The 21,907-nt window shown below is 56.4% G+C and carries 15 protein-coding genes; 10 read left to right on the forward strand and 5 right to left on the reverse strand.

Features of this window, described 5'->3' with window-relative positions:
- Positions 1-265 precede the first annotated feature (265 nt).
- The 5 genes from lpxC (at position 266) to YBN1229_RS18155 (ending at position 7,392) form a co-directional block, all read left to right on the forward strand.
- A complete protein-coding gene (lpxC, locus tag YBN1229_RS18135; RefSeq protein ID WP_046479560.1) occupies positions 266-1,210 on the forward strand; it encodes a UDP-3-O-acyl-N-acetylglucosamine deacetylase in 945 nt (314 codons plus the stop codon).
- 542 nt (positions 1,211-1,752) lie between these two features.
- Complete coding sequence (locus tag YBN1229_RS18140; RefSeq protein WP_046479563.1) at positions 1,753-2,640, forward strand: outer membrane protein assembly factor BamD; 888 nt, start codon at positions 1,753-1,755, stop codon at positions 2,638-2,640.
- Positions 2,641-2,839: 199 nt separating this feature from the next.
- Complete coding sequence (locus tag YBN1229_RS18145; protein WP_046479565.1) at positions 2,840-3,322, forward strand: DUF962 domain-containing protein; 483 nt, start codon at positions 2,840-2,842, stop codon at positions 3,320-3,322.
- A 59-nt stretch (positions 3,323-3,381) separates the two neighbouring features.
- On the forward strand, positions 3,382-5,502 hold the full coding sequence (gene ligA, locus YBN1229_RS18150) for an NAD-dependent DNA ligase LigA (RefSeq protein ID WP_046479568.1): 2,121 nt from the start codon (positions 3,382-3,384) through the stop codon (positions 5,500-5,502).
- A gap of 105 nt (positions 5,503-5,607) precedes the next feature.
- Complete coding sequence (locus YBN1229_RS18155) at positions 5,608-7,392, forward strand: histone deacetylase family protein (RefSeq protein ID WP_052744073.1); 1,785 nt, start codon at positions 5,608-5,610, stop codon at positions 7,390-7,392.
- Positions 7,393-7,923: 531 nt separating this feature from the next.
- Here the strand turns inward: YBN1229_RS18155 and YBN1229_RS18160 are convergent.
- Entirely contained in the window at positions 7,924-8,595 is a 672-nt protein-coding gene (locus tag YBN1229_RS18160; RefSeq protein WP_046479570.1) for a GntR family transcriptional regulator, read from the reverse strand.
- A gap of 243 nt (positions 8,596-8,838) precedes the next feature.
- Here YBN1229_RS18160 and dctP point away from each other — a divergent pair, with 243 nt between their 5' ends.
- From dctP to YBN1229_RS18180, 4 genes are all read left to right on the forward strand, one after another.
- Positions 8,839-9,837 carry a TRAP transporter substrate-binding protein DctP gene (dctP, locus tag YBN1229_RS18165; RefSeq protein ID WP_046479572.1) on the forward strand — a complete coding sequence of 333 codons (999 nt, stop codon included), beginning with the start codon at positions 8,839-8,841 and terminating at the stop codon, positions 9,835-9,837.
- Between the two features lie 177 nt (positions 9,838-10,014).
- Positions 10,015-10,542 carry a TRAP transporter small permease subunit gene (locus YBN1229_RS18170; protein WP_244466781.1) on the forward strand — a complete coding sequence of 176 codons (528 nt, stop codon included), beginning with the start codon at positions 10,015-10,017 and terminating at the stop codon, positions 10,540-10,542.
- Positions 10,542-11,858 (forward strand): TRAP transporter large permease, encoded by a 1,317-nt coding sequence (locus tag YBN1229_RS18175; RefSeq protein WP_046479578.1) that lies wholly within the window; start codon positions 10,542-10,544, stop codon positions 11,856-11,858. Before YBN1229_RS18170 ends, YBN1229_RS18175 begins: the two co-directional genes overlap by 1 nt.
- A gap of 75 nt (positions 11,859-11,933) precedes the next feature.
- Entirely contained in the window at positions 11,934-13,103 is a 1,170-nt protein-coding gene (locus YBN1229_RS18180) for a CaiB/BaiF CoA transferase family protein (protein WP_046479581.1), read from the forward strand.
- Between the two features lie 27 nt (positions 13,104-13,130).
- Here YBN1229_RS18180 and YBN1229_RS18185 read toward each other — a convergent pair whose 3' ends face one another.
- From YBN1229_RS18185 to YBN1229_RS18195, 3 genes are all read right to left on the reverse strand, one after another.
- Complete coding sequence (locus YBN1229_RS18185; protein ID WP_046479584.1) at positions 13,131-14,945, reverse strand: aminopeptidase P family protein; 1,815 nt, start codon at positions 14,943-14,945, stop codon at positions 13,131-13,133.
- Between the two features lie 118 nt (positions 14,946-15,063).
- A complete protein-coding gene (locus YBN1229_RS18190) occupies positions 15,064-16,017 on the reverse strand; it encodes a 50S ribosomal protein L11 methyltransferase (RefSeq protein WP_082101211.1) in 954 nt (317 codons plus the stop codon).
- On the reverse strand, positions 16,017-17,513 hold the full coding sequence (locus YBN1229_RS18195; protein WP_052744074.1) for a TMEM143 family protein: 1,497 nt from the start codon (positions 17,511-17,513) through the stop codon (positions 16,017-16,019). The genes YBN1229_RS18190 and YBN1229_RS18195 overlap by 1 nt, the downstream gene beginning before the upstream one ends.
- A 436-nt stretch (positions 17,514-17,949) precedes the next feature.
- Here YBN1229_RS18195 and YBN1229_RS18200 point away from each other — a divergent pair, with 436 nt between their 5' ends.
- Positions 17,950-19,329 (forward strand): J domain-containing protein, encoded by a 1,380-nt coding sequence (locus tag YBN1229_RS18200; RefSeq protein WP_152025041.1) that lies wholly within the window; start codon positions 17,950-17,952, stop codon positions 19,327-19,329.
- Positions 19,330-19,367: 38 nt separating this feature from the next.
- Here YBN1229_RS18200 and YBN1229_RS18205 read toward each other — a convergent pair whose 3' ends face one another.
- Complete coding sequence (locus YBN1229_RS18205) at positions 19,368-21,848, reverse strand: ATP-dependent helicase (RefSeq protein ID WP_046479590.1); 2,481 nt, start codon at positions 21,846-21,848, stop codon at positions 19,368-19,370.
- Positions 21,849-21,907 lie beyond the last annotated feature (59 nt).

The following is a 21,907-nucleotide window of genomic DNA, read 5'->3' on the forward strand; positions in this document are numbered from 1 at the left end:
GAGCTTTTCTGTCCCTCAATCCACGCTGAAACGATTAGGTAACACAGTGTAAGAAAGCGTGATTTGTGCGGGCTGTGGCTGGCGGGTATCGTTCAATTGTTAACGGTCAAGTTCACTCTTCCTGAACCTTCTTGAGCAGCGCCGGGAAGCGCCAATCAAGAACCAACACCAAAGGGTTTAGGCAGGGAATTTCGACCGGGGGTGGCAGGTCGCCGGGGCTGGGAAGTGGCGACCTTTGCCGGGGCAGATACGAGGGACGACAGACATGTCGAATCGATTCATCGGCGCGCGTCAGACTACAATTGCGCGCGAGATCGAGCTCACAGGCACGGGGGTGCACAGTGGAGCGCCAGTATCGGTTTCGCTTCATCCAGCAGAAGCTGATACTGGCCTCCGTTTCTTAGTCACGAAACGCGGTAGAGTCATCGCAGACATCCCCGCTAGCGTGCAGCAAGTTAAAAATCTAACCTTATGTACGGTTATCGGCGACGATCACGGCAATACTGTGAGTACCGTCGAACATCTTCTTGCCGCTCTTCGCGGACTTTCCATCGACAACTGCTACATCGAGATCGATAGCAAGGAAGTGCCGATCATGGACGGTAGTTCCGCCATGTTCGTCGAGGCGATCGATGAGGTTGGGGTAACTGAGCTTCAGACTCCACGGACCTACATCAAAGTCTTGAAGCCTATCCGAGTCGAAGATGGTGATTGTTTCGGCGAAATTATGCCGCACTCGGGCTTCCATCTCGACATCGAGATTGATTTCGACACGCCGCTTATTGGCCGTCAGCGCCTCGCTTACGAAATGACGCCGGGTGTGTTCCGCAATGAGCTGTCGCGGGCACGTACGTTCGGTTTCATGAGTGATGTCGAAAGGCTCTGGAAGAACGGTTTGGCTCTGGGTGCCAACCTCAACAACACGGTGGCGATCGGCGACGATAAGGTGATGAACCCTGAGGGGCTTCGATATCCTGAAGAGTTCGTGCGTCACAAAATGCTCGATGCGGTTGGTGATCTTTCGTTAGCTGGCCATCCGCTGCTCTGCAAATACCGTTCAGTTCGTGGTGGTCACCGCCTGAACGCTTCCGTTTTGCAGGCGCTTCTCGCAGACGAATATGCATGGACCATCGTTCACGCTCCGCGCGTCCGCGATGTTGTCCCTGTCAATGTCAGCTTCCCTGAAGTTTTTGCCGAAGGTACGCATTAAACCCGGCTTTCAAAGCGCCGGCGTGTCGCTACGTGGCAATCCAGGTCTCTTGATTTACTTAGCCGCCTCCCACTGGGAGGCGGTTTTTGTTTGTGGGCGGTTTCGTCCTCTGTGGCAGGCTTTCAAGATGAGCCAACGTCGTGCGCGCTTTGATTGGCTTTGAGGCTCGTTTTTCGTCGCCGGAGCTGTTTCCAGGATGCATCAAGGGACGCGTGAATTTTACTTTCAACGCGATTTTTTACGCGTTGCCATAGTGTTGCTGCTTTGGGATCGTCTCAATTGACATAGGATAATCGTTGTTCTGGGGCGCGACCCGGGTCCACTGGATAACGTGATGGGTACGGGGTAAATGCTTTGCTTCGGAGCAGAATGCCCTTTAAATGACCTCGATTAGGCGCTTGGCATGTCGCGTCACGGCGTCATGCGGGCTGGCTGGGAAGAATTTGAAAAGAGGCGCAGTTTTTTGAAACTTCCGGTCTTGGGTGAGGCTTTGGGCTTTCCCTTGGATCGCGGGACTTTCAAGGCCGCGAGGTAGGGCAGGGATGATCTTGCATAATCGGCAAAGTCCAGTTCACGTCCGCGGGGCCAGCGTTGTACGCCTGCGGCAGCTGACAGGGGGCGCCGTAATTGGTCTCGTCCTGGCGCTGGCTGGATGTGCATCGTCCAATGATATCTCAAAGGCGCTCAATCCTGATCCTCCGGGAAAGATGTACGCGGAGGCCGACTCGCTATTGTCGCGCGGCAAGTACGAACGCGCGGCTAAGAAGTTCGAAGATCTGGATCGCGATCACCCTTATGCCCCGGAAGCCCGGCGGGCGATTGTGATGGCCGCCTATGCTTATTACAAGGCCGGTAAGGCGCCTGAGGCGGTTGCTTCGGCACAGCGCTACACGACCATGCATCCCGGTACGAAAGAAGCGGCGTTGGCCCACCACATTATCGCGTCGTCCTACTTCGACGAGATGAAGGGGCCAAACCGGGATCAGTCCGCTACTCGGAAGGCGCTGGCCGAACTTCAGACATTGCGAACACGCTATCCCGACAGTCCCTATGCCAAGGATGCGGAGAACCGCATTCGCGTCGCCCAAGATACTTTGGCTGGCGCGGAGATGGAGGTCGGACGCTATTATCTCAAGCGTAATAACTACATCGCGGCCATCAATCGCTTTAAAACCGTTGTGACGGATTACCAGACGACCGCACACGTTGAAGAAGCTTTGATGCGTTTGACGGAAGCCTATATGGCGTTGGGTATTAAGCAGGAAGCGCAGACAGCGGCTGCTGTTCTTGGCCACAACTTCCCGAATTCGAAGTGGTACAAGGACGCTTATGCGTTGCTCGCTTCGGATGGTCTTGCGCCGCGTGAGGATAGCGGCTCCTGGCTATCACAAGCGTGGAAGAGCCTTCCTAAGCTGTCGTTGGGCGGTTGACGCGCCCATTGACTGCCGTGTCGGAAGACCAAATCTACTAAAAGCGAACCTGCCGATGTCGCGCCAGAGTTTGGCTCTGGGCGGCAATGGTAATGAGTCTATCATGGCGCGATGCGTTCTGGGTTTTCCCGGTCATTTGCGGGAGCCAGATTCAGAGCGACGTGCGTAGAGAGGCTCGCTTTTGGGAGGTGCTTGTCCCGTGTCCTCACCGCAGACAGAGCGTCGTATCGATCGGCTGCTTGCCGAATACGAACGCGATCATCGTGACCCGACAAATCGTCGTCTTCACTATCTTGCAGTACCGCTCATCTTCTTTTGTGTCGTAGCGCTCGTGACGGAATTACCCGTTCCGGATGCGTTGAAACGGCTTCCAGGCGGATGGCTTCTGTTTGCCGCGATACCGGCGGCTATCTATTATTTTAGGCGTTCAGTGTCGGCAGGGCTTGTGATGGTTGTGTTTACGTTGCTTTGCCTGGGCGTCGTAGAGTTATTGCACGCCTATGTTCCCGTTCCGGTTTGGCTGATCGCACTGGGACTGTTCGTCATCCTTTGGGTGGTCCAGTATGTCGGCCATAAAATTGAGGGCCGACGGCCTTCTTTTTTCAAGGATGCGCAATTTCTGTTGATCGGCCCCGTCTGGGTGTTCGATAAGCTATTGCGGCCGTTCGGTTTTCGCTACTGACGTCAGATGGTGGTGCCGTGCGCGGACCGGCACTGAATCGAACACATCGGGCGGTAAGCATGGCTGACGAGGACTTGCGCAAAATCGATGTTGAGGCGCTGACGCCGGGGCAAGCGGCTAGCGAGTTGGAGCGGCTTGCGCGAGAGATCGCCCACCACGATGCGCTTTATTATGCGCAGGATAATCCAGAAATATCGGACGCGGCCTATGATGCCTTGCGTCGCCGGAACGAAGCTATCGAAGCGCGATTTCCTGAACTCCGGCGCGCCGACTCTCCCTCAGAGAGAGTCGGTATGGCGCCGTCTGAGGGTTTTGGAAAGATTCGCCATCGTGTGGCGATGCTCTCGCTCGATAATGCGTTCGAGGATGAGGATGTTGTTGAATTTGTTGGCCGGGTTCGCCGTTTTTTGGGCTTGGTAGAGGACGCGCCGCTCGAACTTGTGGCAGAGCCTAAGATCGATGGTTTGTCGATATCGTTGCGTTATGATCGGGGCCGGTTTGTCGAAGCGGCAACACGTGGTGACGGGACCCAAGGTGAAAACGTAACAGCCAACGTGTTGACCATCAAAAGTATTCCGCATGTGCTGAAGGGCAAGGATGTCCCGGAGACCATCGATATCCGCGGCGAGATATTTATGGATCACGCCGACTTTCAAAATCTCAACGTACAGCAGGCGGCTTCCGGGGCTAAGATTTTTGCGAATCCGCGCAATGCGGCGGCAGGGTCCCTACGGCAACTCGATCCGAAGCTTACCGCGAAGCGACCGTTGCGGTTTTTCGCTTATGGATGGGGCGAGGCGAGCAGTCTACCTACGGAGACGCAGTCCGGCGTCGTTGAGGCTATGGGACGCTGGGGATTGCCGATCAATCCGCGCATGACGCTGTGTGCCGGTGCGGAAGAACTCCTAGCTTACTATCAGCAACTGGCCATGGATCGTGCGCGACTCGATTACGATATCGACGGTGTCGTCTACAAGGTCAATCGGCTCGATTATCAATTGCGCCTGGGGTTCATTTCGCGGTCACCGCGATGGGCAACGGCTCACAAATTCCCCGCCGAGCAGGCGATGACGATCCTGCGGGACATTGATATTCAGGTGGGTCGCACAGGCGCACTCACGCCTGTTGCCAAACTTGAGCCGGTTACGGTTGGTGGGGTGGTTGTTTCAAACGCCACGCTGCATAACGAGGATGAAATCGCGCGTAAGGATATCCGTATTGGCGATACCGTAGTCGTGCAGCGGGCCGGTGACGTGATCCCGCAGATCGTATCGGTCGTTTTAGAGAAGCGGCCGGAAGGTGCTGAAGCCTATCAATTCCCGAAAGTCTGCCCCGTGTGCGGCAGCCATGCTGTGCGGGAAACGGATGAGAAATCCGGGCGCCGAGACGTTGTCCGGCGGTGCACAGGAGGGCTCATCTGCGAGGCGCAGCAAGTCGAGAGGTTGAAGCACTTCGTTTCCCGCAACGCCTTCGATATCGAAGGGCTCGGGGAAAAGACGATCGCGGCTTTTCATCGTGACGGTTTAATTCAGTCTCCTGCCGATATTTTCCGACTGCAGCACAAAGATACGCAAGCTGATCTGAAGATCGAAGAACGGGAAGGCTGGGGGCCGCAATCGGCGCAAAAGTTGTTCGCCTCCATCGAAGCGCGCCGTGAAATTGGATTGGATCGTTTCATTTATGCGCTAGGTATCCGGCACGTGGGGGAAACGACAGCCAAGGTTCTCGCGCGCAGCTACGGCACCCTAGAAAATTTTGAAGCGCAGATGCGTGCCGCCGGGCAGGACGAGGCCGGCGAGGCGTTTGCCGATCTCGTCAATATCAATGGCATCGGCAAGGTCGTTGCCGAAGCGATTGCCGAGTTCTTTGCGGAACCTCACAACATTGAGGTTTTACGGGAGCTCCACAAAGAAGTGCGGACCGTACCGGTCGAGACCGTCGCGAGCGATACCGCCGTTGCAGGCAAGACTGTCGTCTTTACTGGAAGCCTCGAGAAAATGACTCGCAGCGAGGCGAAAGCACAGGCGGAACGTCTCGGAGCTAAAGTGGCGGGATCGGTGTCTAAGAAGACCGACTATGTCGTTGCCGGTGCGGATGCGGGCTCTAAGTTGAACAAAGCACGAGAGCTTGGCGTTACCGTGCTTTCGGAAGATGATTGGCTCGGTTTGACGGGCGGCTAGTGTGGTTGCCCGTTTATCCTGCTCCCTTAAATTCAGCGGCCGTTTGGATGGACTGGCGCGTCGTGCAATACTTGTTTTTCATTCATTGCGGTCGCACATCCTGAAATGATCCGCTTTCGTCATGTGGTCGAGACGACCAGTCCCGCCGATGTAGAGATTCTTCGTTCGGCTCGGCTTCTTTTTCGTCATGCCTTTCCCTACGAGCCCGAGGGAATTGATCGGATCGTTCGATTTCTCGAGAATCGCGCGCAACTCGACTTTGAGCCGATCCTGCTTGTTTCTCTTGACCGCAAGAACTCGCTCACGGGGCTATGCTTCGTTTTTTATTTTCGCGAGATCCGGTTTGGTTATCTCCAGTACATCGCAAGCGATCCTGAACGACCGCAGCGTGGTATCGGAGGAGCGCTTTACGAAGCAATTCGGGAGCTGCTCATTGCGAAAGGCGCGCGCGGGCTTCTTCTTGATATTCCTCCGGTGGATGCCGACAAGCTGGAAGATGTTTCTCGATTACCAATCAATCGTAAGCGTTGGAAGTTTTACGAGCGTTATGGCGCGCGGATTATCGAGGGAACGGAATGGGACGTTACACCTAACCCGCGCAATGCCTATTATCTGACAACGCTCGTTCTTGACCCGCTGGGACGTGTGCCGAAACTTTCGCGTGCACAGGCGCGACGCGCCGTCCGGCGGATTTTACAGACGCAGTATGGCTACGAGCCTGGCGATGCTTTCGTCGAGCGTGTCGCAAATTCGTTCCGCGACGATCCGGTTCGGTTGCGTATTCCTAAGCGTGTTTCCCCGCCCAAGCGCATCGCGAAGGTGGGGCGTATTCGACCAATCAAGATCGTCGTTTCAGATGGTCACGTAATCCATCATCTAAAAGAAAAGGGGTACGTCGAGAGGCCTGTGCGGGTCCGCCAGATCTTGCGTGGGCTGGAAGGCGTGGCCACCGAGCGGATACCGGTTAAACATTTTCCGGACCGGCATATCCTTGCTGTGCACGATCCGAAACTCGTTTCTTACTTGCGGGCCGTTTGTGCGCGGCTCGATGAGAAGGCGATCGTTTATCCCGAGGTATTTCCTATTCGCAGACCGGAAAGGGCTCCGAAGGCCCTTGAAGATCGGGCGGGGTATTTCTGTGCAGATACGTTTACGCCATTGACTCATAACGCGTGGCCAGCAGCACGACGTGCTGTCGACGTGGCGTTGACTGCGGCGGAGTTGGTCGCTGATGGTGAGCGCTTTGCTTATGCGATTTGCCGGCCGCCGGGCCACCATGCCGAGCGGCGTATCTTTGGAGGTTTTTGTTTTCTGAATAATTCGGCAATCGCTGCCAATTATCTTGCTGCCGGTGGGAAACGCGTCGCTCTTCTGGATATCGACTATCACCACGGCAATGGGGCGCAGGACATCTTTTACAATCGTGCAGATGTGCTGACACTTTCGATTCACGGTCATCCGCGACACGCGTATCCGAACTTTTCAGGATACGGCGATGAGCGCGGAGAGGGGGCAGGGGAAGGTTTCAATCGCAATTGGCCCTTAGAGCCGCCCGTCGATGATGCGCGGTATTTACGCGTTCTTGACGAAGCTCTTCGCGCGGTTTTGCGGTTCCGCCCTTCGTATCTTGTCGTGTCGTTCGGTCTCGACATCATGAAGGGAGATCCGACGGGTTCGTTCGAGGTTTCTACTGCGGGTCTGAAAAGTATTGCCGAGCGCATCGGCCAGCTCTACTTGCCGACATTGGTCGTGCAAGAAGGTGGTTATGCCGTGCGAAATCTCAGGATCGGGGCGCGCAGCTTTTTCGGTGCTCTAGAGGACGTTTGGTTTCAGGATAGAGCAGCGGCGCGTTCTCCTATTCCTCTGGAGAAAAAACCAGCGCGCGGATGATCGGGGCGCGGCGAGAGCACTTTTTTCTTGAAAGTATGGATCCTTATGGCCGTGAGTTCGTTATGGGCGCATCGCCAACTCATGTGAGGAGTTCGAGGATGCGTGCAATTGTTGCTAGTGCCGTGGCCGGTCTGATGCTCTCGATTGGTTACGTTGGTCCTTCAATCGCAAGTCCTGCGCAGTCGGCTATTCAAAGCCAAGCAAGTGGATATTCGGCCCCCGTACATAATGCTTTTTGGGGCTGCAACCGGGCAGACCGCTCGGCTAGAGTCGTTGAGCCTCGGGTCTATGGTTACACGGAACGTGCCTACAGACCTCGTGTGTACGGATACACGGCGCGAAGAAACTGGAATAATCGGCGTTATTGGAACGGTGACAACCGCCGTTGGCGTGATGGCCGGCGCGACAGTTGGAAATAAGCTCGCGCGCTAAGTAATCGATAAACTAGTTAACGGCGCCAAGTAAGCCGATGGGCGAATGGGATGATGAGGCATATTCGAGAGGTCGCGCCACCTGAAAAGGTGGCGCGGCTTACGTCGTTTCCGGCACCAGGCGGGTGGCGTTCAGCCCAGAAACCCAGTCTGCGAAACGATGGCTTTGGATGGATATATGCGCCTTGAGTAGTCGTCCGGCGGCTTCTTCTTCTCCCGCGTCGAGAGCTTCGACGATTGCTTGATGCTCGGCGAATGAATCGGCAATACGTCCCTTCAGGCGTAATTGCAGCCGTCGATAGGGTTGCAACCGCCGTCGCAGTCGTTGGACTTCCTCGATCAAAAATTCGTTGTGGCAACCGGCATAAATGAGTGCATGGAAGCGAGCATTTTCCGCGTAGTAATGGTCAGCATCACCGGACTGCGCGGCTTCCGCGCAGATGAAGTGCTGATGACGCAAGAAAGTGAGTTCGGACGTCGTCATGCGGCGGGCGGCAATTGTTCCGCATACTCCTTCCATCTCCGCCATCACCTCGAACATCTCCACAAGACGTTCCAAGCTGAGTGGTGCAACGGTTGCACCTTTGCGTGGTTTCAGTTCGATCAACCCTGAAGCGGACAGAATGCGCAACGCTTCGCGTACGGGTGTTCGGGAGACTCCAAAACGTTTGGCTAAAACAAGTTCTTCGAGGCGGGTGCCCGGAGCGTGCTCACCGCTCGCGATCTCGTCTTCCAGGGTCTGTCTTATATCATCGGCGTTCTTGTGAAGCATGGCGCGCCTTTCGTGTCTGTATACATAAGTCTTATATCAGAGTGCCGACACGCCCATCTCATAATATATTGATTTTTCAATGTATTTTATTTTGCCATATTTCTTTGTCTGGAAATTTTGTTGCAATGTATCGGCTTTTATCTTGCTATGTATACACCCGGACGCTACGAATACCACCCATGCGCTGCACTATACCGCATTCAAGGTTTCGATAAATAAAAGCGTATCTCAAGGGAGGAACCAATGAGATCCACACTGGCCGTACTTGGCCTTGCCGGCACGACTCTGCTAGCCGCCGCTACTGTTGCCCAGGCGGATACCGTTCTTAAAGCTTCCCATCAGTGGCCGGGCGGTAAGGGCGATCCCCGCGATGAGATGGTTCAGATCATCGCGCGTGAAGTCGAAAAGGCGAACGTAGGGCTCAAGATTCAGATTTATCCGGGGGCTTCGCTGCACAAGCCTAAAGAGCAGTGGGGCGCGCTGACGAAGGGCCAGCTCGATATGTCCGCATTCCCGCTGGACTATGCATCGGGCCGTCATCCGCAGTTCTCGGCGACGCTTATGCCGGGTCTCGTCCGAAACCACGAGCGCGCGCAGCGCATGAACAGTTCCGACTTCATGAAGGACATCAAGAAGATCATCAACGATGCTGGCGTCGTGGTGATTTCGGATGCGTGGCTGGCCGGCGCCTTTGCTTCAAAGAAAAATTGCATTACGGATCCCGACAGCATCAAGGGGCAGGTAACACGCGCGGCAGGTCCGGCGTTTGAACAGATGCTCGTTGCTGCAGGTGCTTCGATCTCGTCCATGCCTTCGTCTGAAATTTACACTGGTATGCAAACGGGTGTTTTGGATGCGACGAACACGTCATCGGGCTCGTTCGTTTCCTATCGCCTTTATGAGCAGGTGAAGTGCCTAACGGCGCCGGGCGCGAATGCTCTTTGGTTCATGTATGAGCCGATCCTGATGTCGAAGCGCAGCTTCGACAAGCTCAATGATGCGCAGAAGAAGGCCGTTATGGACGCCGGCAAGAAGGCTGAAGAGTACTTCGTTGGAGAGGCGAAGAAGCTCGACGACAAGATGATCGAGGCCTTCAAGAAAGCGAATGTCGAGGTCGTCGAAATGTCGAAGAGCGACTACGATGCTTGGCTCGAGAAGGCTAAGGAAAGCTCGTACAAGGTATTTGCCGAGAAGGTCGAAGGTGGCAAAGAGCTGATCGACAAGGCGTTGGCCGTCGAGTAGGCACGGCGTTGCCGAACAAAAACTCTGCAATGCAAAATATTAGCCGGTGGGCACAGGCAGATGGCCCACCGGCTAACTTAAATCTAGACGTCATTGTCGCTTGGCGGGCTCGAACATCTTGAAAGATTTCCTGTCGTCCCGATGGGATTATCCGCGATCGGCCCCACGGAGGATGAGTTGAATCTGTTCACCCGCGTCGTCGACGGAATTTCCCGCCTCATGGGCGCGCTGTCGATGCTCCTTCTTGCAGCGGCGGTGATCGTCGTGTGCCAGTTGATTACCTTGCGATATCTGTTCAACGAGTCCACCGTTTGGCAGACAGAGTTCGTCATCTATTCGCTGATGGCCTCGACGTTCCTGGGAGCGCCCTATGTGTTGCTGGAGCGCGGCCATGTTGGTGTCGATCTACTACCGTCTATGCTGGGTGGACGGGCAAGATTTGTGCTTGAGCTGACTGGCGGGATTATCAGTCTCATATTCTGCGCCTTGCTCGCCTATTCTGGGTGGACCTATTTTCACGAAGCTTGGGCGCATGGTTGGCGCACAGATACGGTGTGGGCTCTACCGTTGTGGATTCCGCTGGCTCCGCTGCCTCTCGGCATTGGTCTTTTGTGCCTCCAGTATATCTCTGAGCTGATTAAGCTGTTCCATGGCCGATCGCTGACAAGCTCGGAATTGGAAACGTCGACGCGGGAGGCCTCTTGATGGAACCGATTCAAATTGGCGTCCTGATACTTCTCGCGCTCCTGTTTCTCATTTCGACGGGTATGCCGATCGCGTTTGCGCTTGGAGCAGCCTCCATTGGCACGCTCTTAATTGTTGAAGGTCCGCAGGCTCTCGGAATATTGGGCGAGACCTTCTTTGGCGGCCTCAATTCGTTCAGCCTCGTCTCGATTCCGATGTTCATCCTGATGGGTGCGGCTGTTGCGTCGAGCCCGGCAGGTAAGGATCTTTACGAAGCGCTGGACCGTTGGCTCAATCGTGTTCCGGGCGGCTTGGTGCTATCCAATATCGGCGCGTGCTCAATCTTTGCCGCTCTCTCCGGTTCGTCGCCCGCGACGTGCGCTGCTATCGGCAAAATGGGCATCCCGGAGATGCGCAAACGCGGCTATCCGGATGACATTGCGACCGGTTCGATCGCGGCGGGCGGTACGCTTGGAATTCTTATTCCGCCGTCCGTGACGATGATTGTCTACGGTATCGCCACCGAGACATCTATCGGCCGATTGTTCCTGGCCGGGTTGCTTCCAGGCTTTATGCTAACCGCCCTGTTCATGATCTGGACGCTGATTGCGTGCCGCATGAAGGGACTTGGCCTACGCGATCTGACGCAGAACTTCACGTTGAAGCAAAAGTTTGAGGCTTTGCCGCGCGTGTTGCCGTTCCTGGCAATTATCGCAGGTGTGCTGTTCGTTTTGTATGGCGGTGTCGCTACGCCTTCGGAGGCTGCTGGTGCGGGGGCTATGTTCTGTCTGCTGCTGGCGGTGATCATCTACCGAATGTGGCGCGCAGGCCCTATCGTCGCAATGTTTCGGAGTTCGGTCCGCGAGTCCGTCATGATCATGATGATCATCGGGACGGCGGAGCTGTTTGCTTACACCTTGTCGTCAACGTTTGTTACGCAAACGATTGCGCAATGGATCAGCGATCTCGAAGTCAATCGGTGGGTGCTGTTGGCGGCTGTCAACGTGTTCCTGCTCGTTGCGGGTATGTTTCTGCCGCCGGTCGCCATCATTCTTATGACGGCGCCCATCCTTTTGCCGATCATCACGTCGGCTGGTTTCGATCCCTACTGGTTCGCGGTGATCCTCACCATCAATATGGAAATCGGTCTGATTACGCCGCCCGTAGGATTGAACCTTTACGTCATCAATGGGATAGCACCAGACGTACCGTTGTCGTCGATCCTGCGTGGATCTCTGCCCTATGTGGTGTGCATGGTGTTGGCAATCGTCATTCTCTGCATCTTTCCTGAGATCGCGACATGGCTGCCTGACCTTCTCATGGGGCCGGAACTTTAAACACGACACACGACCTGAGACGCACAGTTCGCTTCATATGTGAACTGTGCGTCATTTGAATTGGAGACAATAAGAATGACCAGAACCGGCCCACTAGACCGCCTGTTGGTAATTGATCTTACGCGGGTCCTCGCAGGCCCTTATGCGACGATGGTGCTGGCGGACATGGGTGCACGGGTTATCAAGGTCGAAGCTCCTGCTACCGCAGATGACGCCCGTGAATTTGGACCTTTCATCAACGGCAAGTCGGCCTATTTCATGTCGCTTAATCGCGGCAAGGAGAGCATTGCCCTTAATCTCAAAGATGATCATGACCGTGCGATTTTCGAGAAGCTTGTCGCCAAGGCAGACGTGCTTGTTGAGAACTACCGTCCAGGAACCATGGAGAAACTCGGTTACGGATGGGACCGTCTGAAGGATATCAACCCCAAGCTTATTTATGCTGCTATTTCCGGGTTCGGACACACGGGCCCTTATCGCGCGCGCGCGGCTTATGACATGGTTGTCCAAGGTATGGGCGGCATCATGAGCGTTACGGGCTATCCGGAGGCAGGCCCAACGCGCGTGGGGACTTCCATCGGTGATATCACGGCCGGTTTGTTTGGTTTCGCCGGTATCATGTCGGCGTTGTACGATCGCGAGAGGACGGGCAAGGGCGCGATGGTCGACGTCGGTATGCTCGATTGCCAAGTCGCTATCCTAGAGAATGCCATTGGGCGCTACCTCGCAGATGGGGTTGTTCCTCAGCCGCTGGGTGCCCGCCATCCTTCCATAACGCCCTTTGAGGCGTTCGCGACAAAGGACAGCCACATCATCGTTGCTGCAGGTAATCGGACGCTGTTTGAAAAGCTGTGCGGAGCGTTGGAGCGGCCGGACATCATGGCTGATCCGGATTTTGAAACTAACGATCTCAGAACGCAAAATCACGAGCGTTTGAAAGTTGAGTTGGAGAAGACGCTCGTCACGCGTTCCGCTGAGGAGTGGCTTCGCGTTATTGGGGATGCCGGCGTACCATGCGGGCCGATCAACAACGTCGAACAGGTCGTCAACGATGCGCATATCGCAGCCCGGAATATGATTATTCGTACGGACGATCCCGTGGCGGGAACGGTTCGCATGGCTGGCAACCCGATCAAGGTCACGGGGTTCGACGATCCACGTAAGCGGCGGCCGGCGCCACAGCTTGATGGCGACCGTGAAGCGGTGCTCGAGTTGATCGGAATGGCTGATGCGTCTGCGCGTTAACTTGGTCGCATAGACGTACGTTCTGTATCAAATGACAGCTGTGGCTGCTTTCAGCCAGGCCTTGGTTTCACGATCTACCAACGGAGACAGAGTTTTGCGTACTCTGTCATGGTAGGCATTGAGCCAAGCCCTTTCTTCGTCCGTCAGCAGCGCGGGATCGATGAGGCGCCGATCAATGGGCGCCAATGTCAGTGTTTCGAACGACAACATCTCACGATCGCCGCTGCTGATTTTTTTCGGCTCCTGAACAAGAACCAAATTCTCAATACGGATGCCGTAGGCGCCTTCTTTATAATAACCGGGCTCGTTGGAGAGGATCATTCCGGGCTGCAGGGGTACTGCGCCGGCCTTAGAAATTGAAGCGGGGCCTTCGTGCACAGAGAGGAAGCTCCCCACGCCGTGGCCTGTGCCGTGGTCGTAGTCGAGGCTGGCTTCCCACAATGCGCGGCGGGCCATAGGGTCAAGATCGCGGCCGCATGTGCCCTTGGGGAAACTCGCGGTTGCGATGGCGATGTGCCCCTTGAGGACGCGGGTGAAGCGTTCGATCATCTCACGGGTTGGCTTTCCGATTGCGATCGTGCGGGTGATGTCTGTCGTACCGTCTTGATATTGTGCACCGGAATCGACGAGGAACAGTTCTCCCTGTTTCAGCTGGCGGTTGCTCTGCGTGCTGACGCGGTAGTGGACGATAGCCCCATTGGGGCCGCTGCCGGAGATGGTGTCAAAGCTGATCTCGCGCAGCAGGTTTGTTTGACGCCGGAAGTCTTCCAGGGTCTGAGCCGCCGTGATTTCGTCGAGGGAGCCCTTCGCCGCCTCTCGGTCAAGCCAGCATAGGAACTGTGAGACAGCAACGCCGTCGCGTTCATGCGCCATCCGCATCCCTGCTATTTCCGTAGCGTTCTTGATGGCTTTCAAAGCAGTGCACGGATCGGACCCGCGGGCTATCCGTCGCGCACCGCCAAGCTTTTGGGCAAAGAACCAGCTTGCCGCATTGGGATCCAGCCGGACCCGTTTCTTTTGCGATTTGAGGTCAGAGAGACGTTCGGCGAGTTTGTCGGGCGCCAATATCTTGGCTACCGGACGCAAGTGTTCGCGGAGTGATTTGTCTACCTTCTTCGGGTCGACAAACAGCTCGACCTTGCCGCGACGCGGCACGATCGCGAAAGACAGGAAGACTGGGTTGTGCGCGACATCGCTGCCGCGGGCGTTGAGCAGCCAAGCGATGGAATCCGGACTCGTCAGAACAACGACGTCCTGTTCATCATCAGCTAGGCGCTTCTGCACTTCTTCGACCTTGTCTGCGGATGACGTTCCGGCGAATTCCAAAGGGTGCGGAATGATGGGGCCGGCTGGCGGGGCGGGGCGATCCTTCCCCCAGAGCTTGTCGATAAGGTTGGTCGCGACGGGTGTCACCTTGATGCCGTGCGGTTTTAGTCGGCTTTGCAGACGTTCTATCTGCGCGATCGTGAACAGTTTGGGATCGAAGCCAATGCGCGCGCCGAACGATAAATTCTGCGGAATCCAATCTTCCGCCCGTGTTTTGGCCATAGGCACGATCTCAAAGATTTTCGTGTCGACCTCTTGCCGCGCCTGAACCGTATAGCGCCCATCTACGAAAACCGTGGCGGTGTCGTGCGTCACCACAGCGGATCCGGCGCTTCCCGAAAAGCCCGTCAGCCAGTGCAGCCGTTCGGCGCACGGGGGGACGTATTCGCCTTGGTGTTCATCGGCGCGCGGAATGAGATAAGCGTCCAGCTTACGGCGTTGCATCTCTTCACGCAGCCGCGATACGCGAGCCGCGGCTAAGGTTGGATCGCTACGTGTTTCAAAAGTCTGGAACATGGATGGCACTTCAGTTCACGGCGCAAGTGCCGTTGGCTTGGGGAGCGTGATGGTAGAGCGAGATGCGCATCTATCGCAATATCCGCGCATGGCGAAGAGCCGTTACGACCCCGCCGGTTTAGTGATGCGGTGATATCGGTCTGTCGTTGATGCGACGCATGACGAGGGTTGACCACCCGGCGATGCGGCTGTGTTGCTCAAGATAGAAACCGCGCGCCCGGTAGGCTGCGATGACTTCAGGAGCCTGATGCGTGAGGAGGCCGGAGAGGATGAGATGGCCGCCGGGTTTTGTCGCGCGCGCAATTGATCCGGACAGCATGATGAGCGGGGCTGCGAGAATATTCGCGATCAACAGGTCAAAGTTTTGGGGGGCCCGTAGTCGCGGGTGCTCCAGTCCGGAGGCGACGATTGTTGAGATGCGATCGTGAGCCCTATTTGCAGCGATGTTGGCCGCGGCGACGTGGACGGACTGCGCATCGAGATCGCTCGCCAGGATCTTTGTTGCGGGAAGTGCACGAGCCACCGCAATGGACAGCACGCCGGAACCACATCCCAAATCCAGGACGTTGGCGTATCGCCGCCGCCGGGTCAGACGGTCGATCGCAAGAAGGCAGCCGTAGGTCGTGGCATGATGCGCGGTGCCGAAAGCTTCGCCCGCGTCAATCAAGATGGCGCCAGGGCCCCGTCCGACGCGATGGGTGTCGTGGCTGCCGTGAACCGTGAAGCGACCCGCTGTGACTGGGGGAAGTGCTGCTTGGGACAACGCCACCCAGTTGGCTTCAGGCACAGGCGCGAGGGTAAATTGTGGAGCAGGGGCTCCCAGAGCGGGTTCGACGCCGGCAGCCGCAGCTTCCGCGTCGCTCTGGCTATCGTAGTAGGCCTCGATGCGCCAGCCCTTTCCGGCTTCTTCGAAGAGGCTCAGAGCGGTGGGTTGAGGTTCGATCAGATTTTCCAGTACGCTGGCCAGTCGATAAGCCAGATCCCGGTCTGAGATGATCGCGGAAAGGGTCGTCGCGCGGTGTTGGGTCAGGTCGTTAGAGGTGTCGGTATCAGTAGGCGCGTTTGCGTACATTATGCGTGTTGTTCCGCCGGCGTGGCTGTTGCAGTTGGTTCCGGGACCGGGTCCGCCGTCCGGATTTCCCGACCCTCGTTATGCTCAATATCGGGGAGCAGATCCAAGAACATGTCCCACTTGGCATCAAGGTGTTGGGCCGCTTCGCGCGGCTGCAGCGTATGCAGGTAACCGTCGGCGTCCTCGGTAACGAGGCCGTCTGCTATCAGTCGTGATAAGGCGTCTTCCAGATCGAAATCGACATCAACGCCGAAGCTCGAATTGAGGTATTGCTCTATCGCAAGATCGATAGCTTTCAGATCGTTGCGATGTGCCTGTTCTTTGGCCAGGACGCAATACAATAAAATTTCTTCCTTTACGTCTTCCTCCGCGGCGCGGTCGACGAGCTTGATCATAACGCCGCGGTTGTCGGCCATGGAGTGGAAGTAAAGGTTCTGCGCCATGATGACCATGTAGCGCTGCTTTGTATTGAAGAAGTTGCTGACCTGGCGGAACAGGGCCGCACCTAACCCCAAGATCGCGCCGCCTGCAACGATCGGGTTGGTGAGTAGGAGCCCAACTTTACCGGCGGCGGCGAACGTGCTCATGCCGACGCCAAACGCGCCGGTGCCACCTAAAGTAATTTTATCCATCAAACGGAATTTTACGGTGGTGTTCGGAAACACCATTTCGACATCCGACCGCGGGATGTTTTTGAAGAGCTTCATGTAGATGTCGTCTTCATTGACGGCGGAGGGCAGATTCGCGCGCAGACGTTTTGCCATGCGTTCTGCTTCCTTCCGCGAGATCTTTTCCTTTTCCATAATCTCGCGGATGTGTCGGTCGAGCGGCTTTAATTTGAAGAGCAGGAACAGTCGCTGAAAAATCGGCACGTGAAATTCTTCCTTGCGGAGGAATTTGCGCAGGTTGCGGCGTTGATCTTTGCGTGTTGAAGCGCCGCGATAATAGATCAAGCATTCTTCGAACAACGAAAAGTCTACCCGCAAGTCGAGGCCGTAGTGGGTCGCCTCGCTCAGGATTTCTGTGATCACGGACGGGTCAAGGCGCTCGTAATTTGCTTGTTCGAGAATCGACTCCATTTCCGAGACGAAGCGTTTTTGCATCTGTCGCAGTTCATCGCGGCTGTATTTGCGTGTCAGCAACAGATCGGTATCTGGGCTGAACGGTTCGTAAGTCTGCTCCAGCTCAAGCAGACGCGCGCCGTAAAGCTGATGACGCCAGTAGTCGAGATAATGAAAGAAACGACGGGCCACTCGTGCTTCTTCCGCGCCCCAGGCCTGTGGTGATGTCAGCCGGTCGATGAGGGCGAAACGCGTGATCGGAATAAAACGTTCGCGCGGGCGTTCGTCATCGGGTTTGAGGATGTCTACGCCGTTTTGGGGTAGCGCAGTTGCCATGTAGGTGCTGGTCGGCGGGGTCAATGGTGATCCCGAGGGCGAATCCTCACGCACGACGATTTGCGGTTCTTCCTGAGCCGCAGCGTTGACCGGGGACATGACACACAACCTCCCGATAAGTCTCAGACGCAATAATATGACGTTCGGAACGGGATTCCTTCGGCCGGACCGTCAACTGTTATCGCTGTTTCCCTCTCCCACGAGGGTAGTGTTTAGGATGCAACTCCGCTGCTGTCGAGTTTATGCGAGCGACTATACATCCTAAAACAAGCGATCTCTGTGATGGTTTGATCGGATAAACGCGGTAGTTATGCAAGACTCCGTGATTTTCCCGTCGAACTTATTTGGCGTGTAAAGACGATTCATGGTGTCATAGCGTTGCTTCGACGGCATTCCTGTGGCGTCGGATCATGTAGTATTTGGCAGAACAGTGATTCACAGCTTCATGCAATTTTGCGTGAAACTGCCTTAGTCGTGCCTAGGTTGGAACACAGAAACGGCGGTGCGGAAGCGTTCCAGTGATAGGGGGGTCTGGGTGCGTCGCTCTCTGACAATCTGTGGCATTTTGTCGGTGACGGCGTGGAGCGCCCTCCCCGCGTCGGCGGCTGATCGCCTAGAGATGCCCTATTCCTGCACGACGCGGGCAAACGAAATTGTCCTTAAGGCAGGCGCACCGCAGCTGTACGAAATTCTCGGCAACAAAGAGCAGCGGACTTATACGGCATGCCGGGAGGCTGGCTCTCCTAATTGCAAAACGATGACGATCTATCGCTTCGCGATCCCTTGCGGTGGAAAAAGTGTTTCGTGGGTTGAAATTGCCGCGAAGATACGAAGTGAAACGATTGGCGCTTCCTGGTTGGAGGCAGATCAGCTCAACTTGTTGATACGTACCAACAAGGGAAATGCGCAGCGGACAGCGCGTTTCATTATTCCCGGGGGGTATGCCCCCATCGAAGAGGTGGGCGCACGTCTCAATCCGCACGATGATCTCTCAGATATTGCGCAAAATCTGGTGGATCACCCCACGGTTCCGAACCCTGTTTCCGTACCTCCTGACGCCATCGCCGCGGACGCGGCGGATGCTGCTATAGCTGCAGCAGCTGATATGGCCGCGCGTTCGGCGGCCAGCTCCGCGATTTTGGTGGCAGATACGGCTCTGATTTCGGAAGAAGCTTGGCAGACGGTGGTTTACGAGCATGATGTCGGTGCGGCTGTTTCCCCGGCGGCGGGCGGGCTGGTTTATGCCTATACGTTAGGTGCTTTGGCGCTGACGTTGCTGGCGGCAATGTTTGGGTTTCTGGGACGCCACCGGTGGCGCACTCCGTTCAGTTTTGCGCGGTTGCGGACTGTAATTGGTGGAAGTGCAACACGCAGTTGGTGGCGATCAAAGCTTTCAGCGAAGCTTCCGCGGACGGATAATCAGACCTTTTTCAACGGTGTCGATTCTGTTGCGGCCCTCCTGCTTCAGGTCGAGTCCCTCGTGTACTCCCTCAAATCTGCCGGGCCGTTGCGTGATACGCTTTCCGGTGAATTGAAGGGCATTCGGCAACGGCTTGCTTCATTGAAACAGGCGGATAAGGGCGAGCTTTCGGAAGCGCGCACGTCGGCCGGGCTTCGTGCGATTGTCCGTGATCTCGAGCGCATTCGCCGTATCGCCGATAGTGCGGCAATCAGCATGTCGAAAGGGGCGCGTGTCGGCCGGGGAGCGGTGCCGAAGACGGCCGCGGAAGCCTACGAGTTGCTCGGGATCAACGCTAGCGTGTCTGAAGCTACGTTGAAAAAGATCGTTGATGGGTTGCGGATGAGTTGGCATCCGGATCTCGCCCGTGATGCCGCCGATCGCGATTTGCGTGAAGAGCGCACCAAGTGCATCAACATTGCTTGGGATCTGATCACGGGCAAGCGTGCGGCTTAACGAGCCGTTTCTCGCAAAGAGATTTCATTGTTTCTGTGTCAGTGGCGCTCGACGAAAGAGTCGACGACGCGCTTGCGTCCCGATTTCTCAAAATCAATGGTGAGCTTATTGCCGTCGATTTCCGAGATCCGGCCATAGCCAAACTTTTGATGGAAAACCCGCTCTCCCATTTCAAATGAGGACTCGCTCGTTGAGGATGCGACGAGTTCGCCTTCAATCGTGCGTGGGGCTGCGCGACGGCGTGGGGGCGTTGTCGAATCTGATTGCCACTGTTTTTGCGCGCGCTGCCAGCCCGGCGTCGCGTAGCTCGATTGGAATGCCGCTGGGGCCTCATCGAAGCGGCTGGCGCCGTAAGGGTTGCCTCCGAAGCGCCCACCAAAATTCTGATACGCACCACCGAACGGTGTTTTAGCTTCGACAACCTCGACGTGAGCTTCCGGGAGTTCGTCGACGAAGCGTGAGGGGATCGCGGATTGATAGAGACCACGATTGCGCCGGTTCTGAGTGAAGGAGATATGTGCACTGACCTTGGCCCGGGTGATGCCGACATAAGCCAGACGACGCTCTTCCTCCAGTCCGGCCTGTCCGCTTTCATCGAGCGTACGCTGGCTCGGGAATACGCCTTCCTCCCAGCCAGTTAGAAAGACGGTATCAAACTCCAGGCCCTTGGCGGCATGCAGCGTCATGATGGAGACGCGATCGCCGTCGCTCGCGTTGTCGATATCCATCACCAAGGACACGTGTTCAAGGAATCCCTGAAGAGTATCGAAATCATCCATGAAGTGTACGAGTTCCTTGAGGTTTTCCAAGCGGGACTGGGCTTGCGGGCTTTTGTCCGCCTGCCACATCTGGGTGTAGCCCGACTCGTCCAGGATCAGTTTGGCCAGCTCCGTATGAGGCATGGTTGCGGCGTTTGCTCGCCAGCGCTCGAACTGCCCGACAAGGTCGCTCAATGAGCGTCGGGCTTTGCCGGACAGCTCTTCGGTTTCGATGATGGATTGCGCTGCGGCGAAAAGCGGGATCTCGCTTGCGCGTGCCAATTCGCGAACGCGTTTGACGGATGTGTCCCCCAGGCCGCGCTTGGGCACGTTGATGATGCGCTCGAACTTAAGATCGTTGGCCGGATTGGCCGTGACTTCCAGGTAGGCGATTGCATCCTTGATTTCGGCTCGCTCATAAAACCGTGGGCCGCCGATGACACGGTAGGGCAAACCTGTCGTGACGAAGCGGTCTTCCAGTACACGCATCTGGAAAGATGCGCGTACGAGGATCGCGATCTCGTTCAGCTGGTGCCCTTGCTTGCTCAGGGCTTCGATGTTGTCGGTAACGGTGCGGGCTTCTTCTACATCATCCCATAGTCCGGTCACGGTGACTTTGTTGCCGGCTGCGCCATCGGTGAAGAGCGTCTTGCCGAGGCGGTTCTCGTTGGCGGTGATGAGATGTGAGGCGGTTGCCAGGATATGCGCGGTCGAGCGGTAATTCCGTTCTAGCCGGATGACGGTTGCCCCGGGGAAGTCCTGTTCAAACCGCAGGATGTTGTCGACCTCGGCTCCGCGCCAGCCATAAATCGATTGATCGTCATCGCCGACACAGCAGATGTTCGGTTTTTCAGAGCCCTGCGCCAACAAACGCAGCCACAGATATTGGGCGACGTTGGTGTCCTGGTATTCATCGACGAGGATGTAGCGGAAACGGTTGTGATACTGCGCCAGAATATCCGGGTTCTCCATGAAAAGCCTGAGGCTTTCCAATAGGAGGTCTCCAAAATCGGCGGCGTTCAATTCCTTCAAGCGGCGTTGGTAGGCGGCGTAAAGCTCGCGGCCTTTGCCGCCTGCAAACGCGTGAGCTTCGCCGGCGGGCACCTTTTCTGGCGTGAGGCCGCGGTTTTTCCAGCGGTCTATGTAGGCGGCGAGCTGACGGGCCGGCCAGCGATCCTTGTCCAAGCCTTCAGCTTCGATCACCTGCTTCATCAGGCGGAGCTGATCATCGACGTCCAGGATCGTGAAGCCTTGCTTCAAACCGACGAGTTCGGCGTGGCGGCGCAGGATTTTCACGCCTATCGAGTGGAAGGTGCCCAGCCATGGCATGCCTTCGACGCTGCTGCCAACAAAGCGCTCGACGCGCTCTTTCATCTCCCGCGCTGCTTTGTTCGTAAATGTTACGGCGAGGATTTGGGATGGGTAGGCGCGACCGGTTTCGAGGATGTGGGCGATACGGGTGGTGAGCACACGTGTTTTGCCGGTGCCGGCCCCCGCAAGCACGAGGACGGGTCCCTCAAGAGCTTCTACCGCAGCACGTTGTTCCGGATTGAGCGCATCGAGGTATGGCGCTGCCGATGATGACATCGGGCGTTTTGCAAGCGCACGTTGCGATATGGAGCCTTGCGCGTGCGCAGGTGCGGCCTGCCCAGGTGTTCCTGCGCCGGACTCTGTGTTCGGCGGGAGGTCAAAGGGTGGGTCGTCTTGCTGTTCGATCGGCATATGAGCCGATGCTGTGTTCGTCTTATGATTCGTGCTCATTGTTTGCCAATATAGCACGCTCAGCTGGGCGGCAATCGGGCGGAGCGGCGGTTCCACAG

This window comes from Candidatus Filomicrobium marinum (assembly GCF_000981545.1).
GTDB lineage: Bacteria > Pseudomonadota > Alphaproteobacteria > Rhizobiales > Hyphomicrobiaceae > Filomicrobium > Filomicrobium insigne.

Excerpts from the sequence above, each read along its gene's own strand:
- YBN1229_RS18155 (WP_052744073.1), top strand. The coding sequence starts at position 5,608 with ATGATCCGCTTTCGTCATGTGGTCGAGACGACCAGTCCCGCCGATGTA.
- YBN1229_RS18190 (WP_082101211.1), bottom strand. The coding sequence starts at position 16,017 with ATGTACGCAAACGCGCCTACTGATACCGACACCTCTAACGACCTGACC.
- YBN1229_RS18140 (WP_046479563.1), top strand. The coding sequence starts at position 1,753 with ATGATCTTGCATAATCGGCAAAGTCCAGTTCACGTCCGCGGGGCCAGC.
- YBN1229_RS18160 (WP_046479570.1), bottom strand. The coding sequence starts at position 8,595 with ATGCTTCACAAGAACGCCGATGATATAAGACAGACCCTGGAAGACGAG.
- dctP (WP_046479572.1), top strand. The coding sequence starts at position 8,839 with ATGAGATCCACACTGGCCGTACTTGGCCTTGCCGGCACGACTCTGCTA.
- ligA (WP_046479568.1), top strand. The coding sequence starts at position 3,382 with ATGGCTGACGAGGACTTGCGCAAAATCGATGTTGAGGCGCTGACGCCG.
- YBN1229_RS18180 (WP_046479581.1), top strand. The coding sequence starts at position 11,934 with ATGACCAGAACCGGCCCACTAGACCGCCTGTTGGTAATTGATCTTACG.
- YBN1229_RS18175 (WP_046479578.1), top strand. The coding sequence starts at position 10,542 with ATGGAACCGATTCAAATTGGCGTCCTGATACTTCTCGCGCTCCTGTTT.
- lpxC (WP_046479560.1), top strand. The coding sequence starts at position 266 with ATGTCGAATCGATTCATCGGCGCGCGTCAGACTACAATTGCGCGCGAG.
- YBN1229_RS18195 (WP_052744074.1), bottom strand. The coding sequence starts at position 17,513 with ATGTCCCCGGTCAACGCTGCGGCTCAGGAAGAACCGCAAATCGTCGTG.
- YBN1229_RS18185 (WP_046479584.1), bottom strand. The coding sequence starts at position 14,945 with ATGTTCCAGACTTTTGAAACACGTAGCGATCCAACCTTAGCCGCGGCT.
- YBN1229_RS18205 (WP_046479590.1), bottom strand. The coding sequence starts at position 21,848 with ATGAGCACGAATCATAAGACGAACACAGCATCGGCTCATATGCCGATC.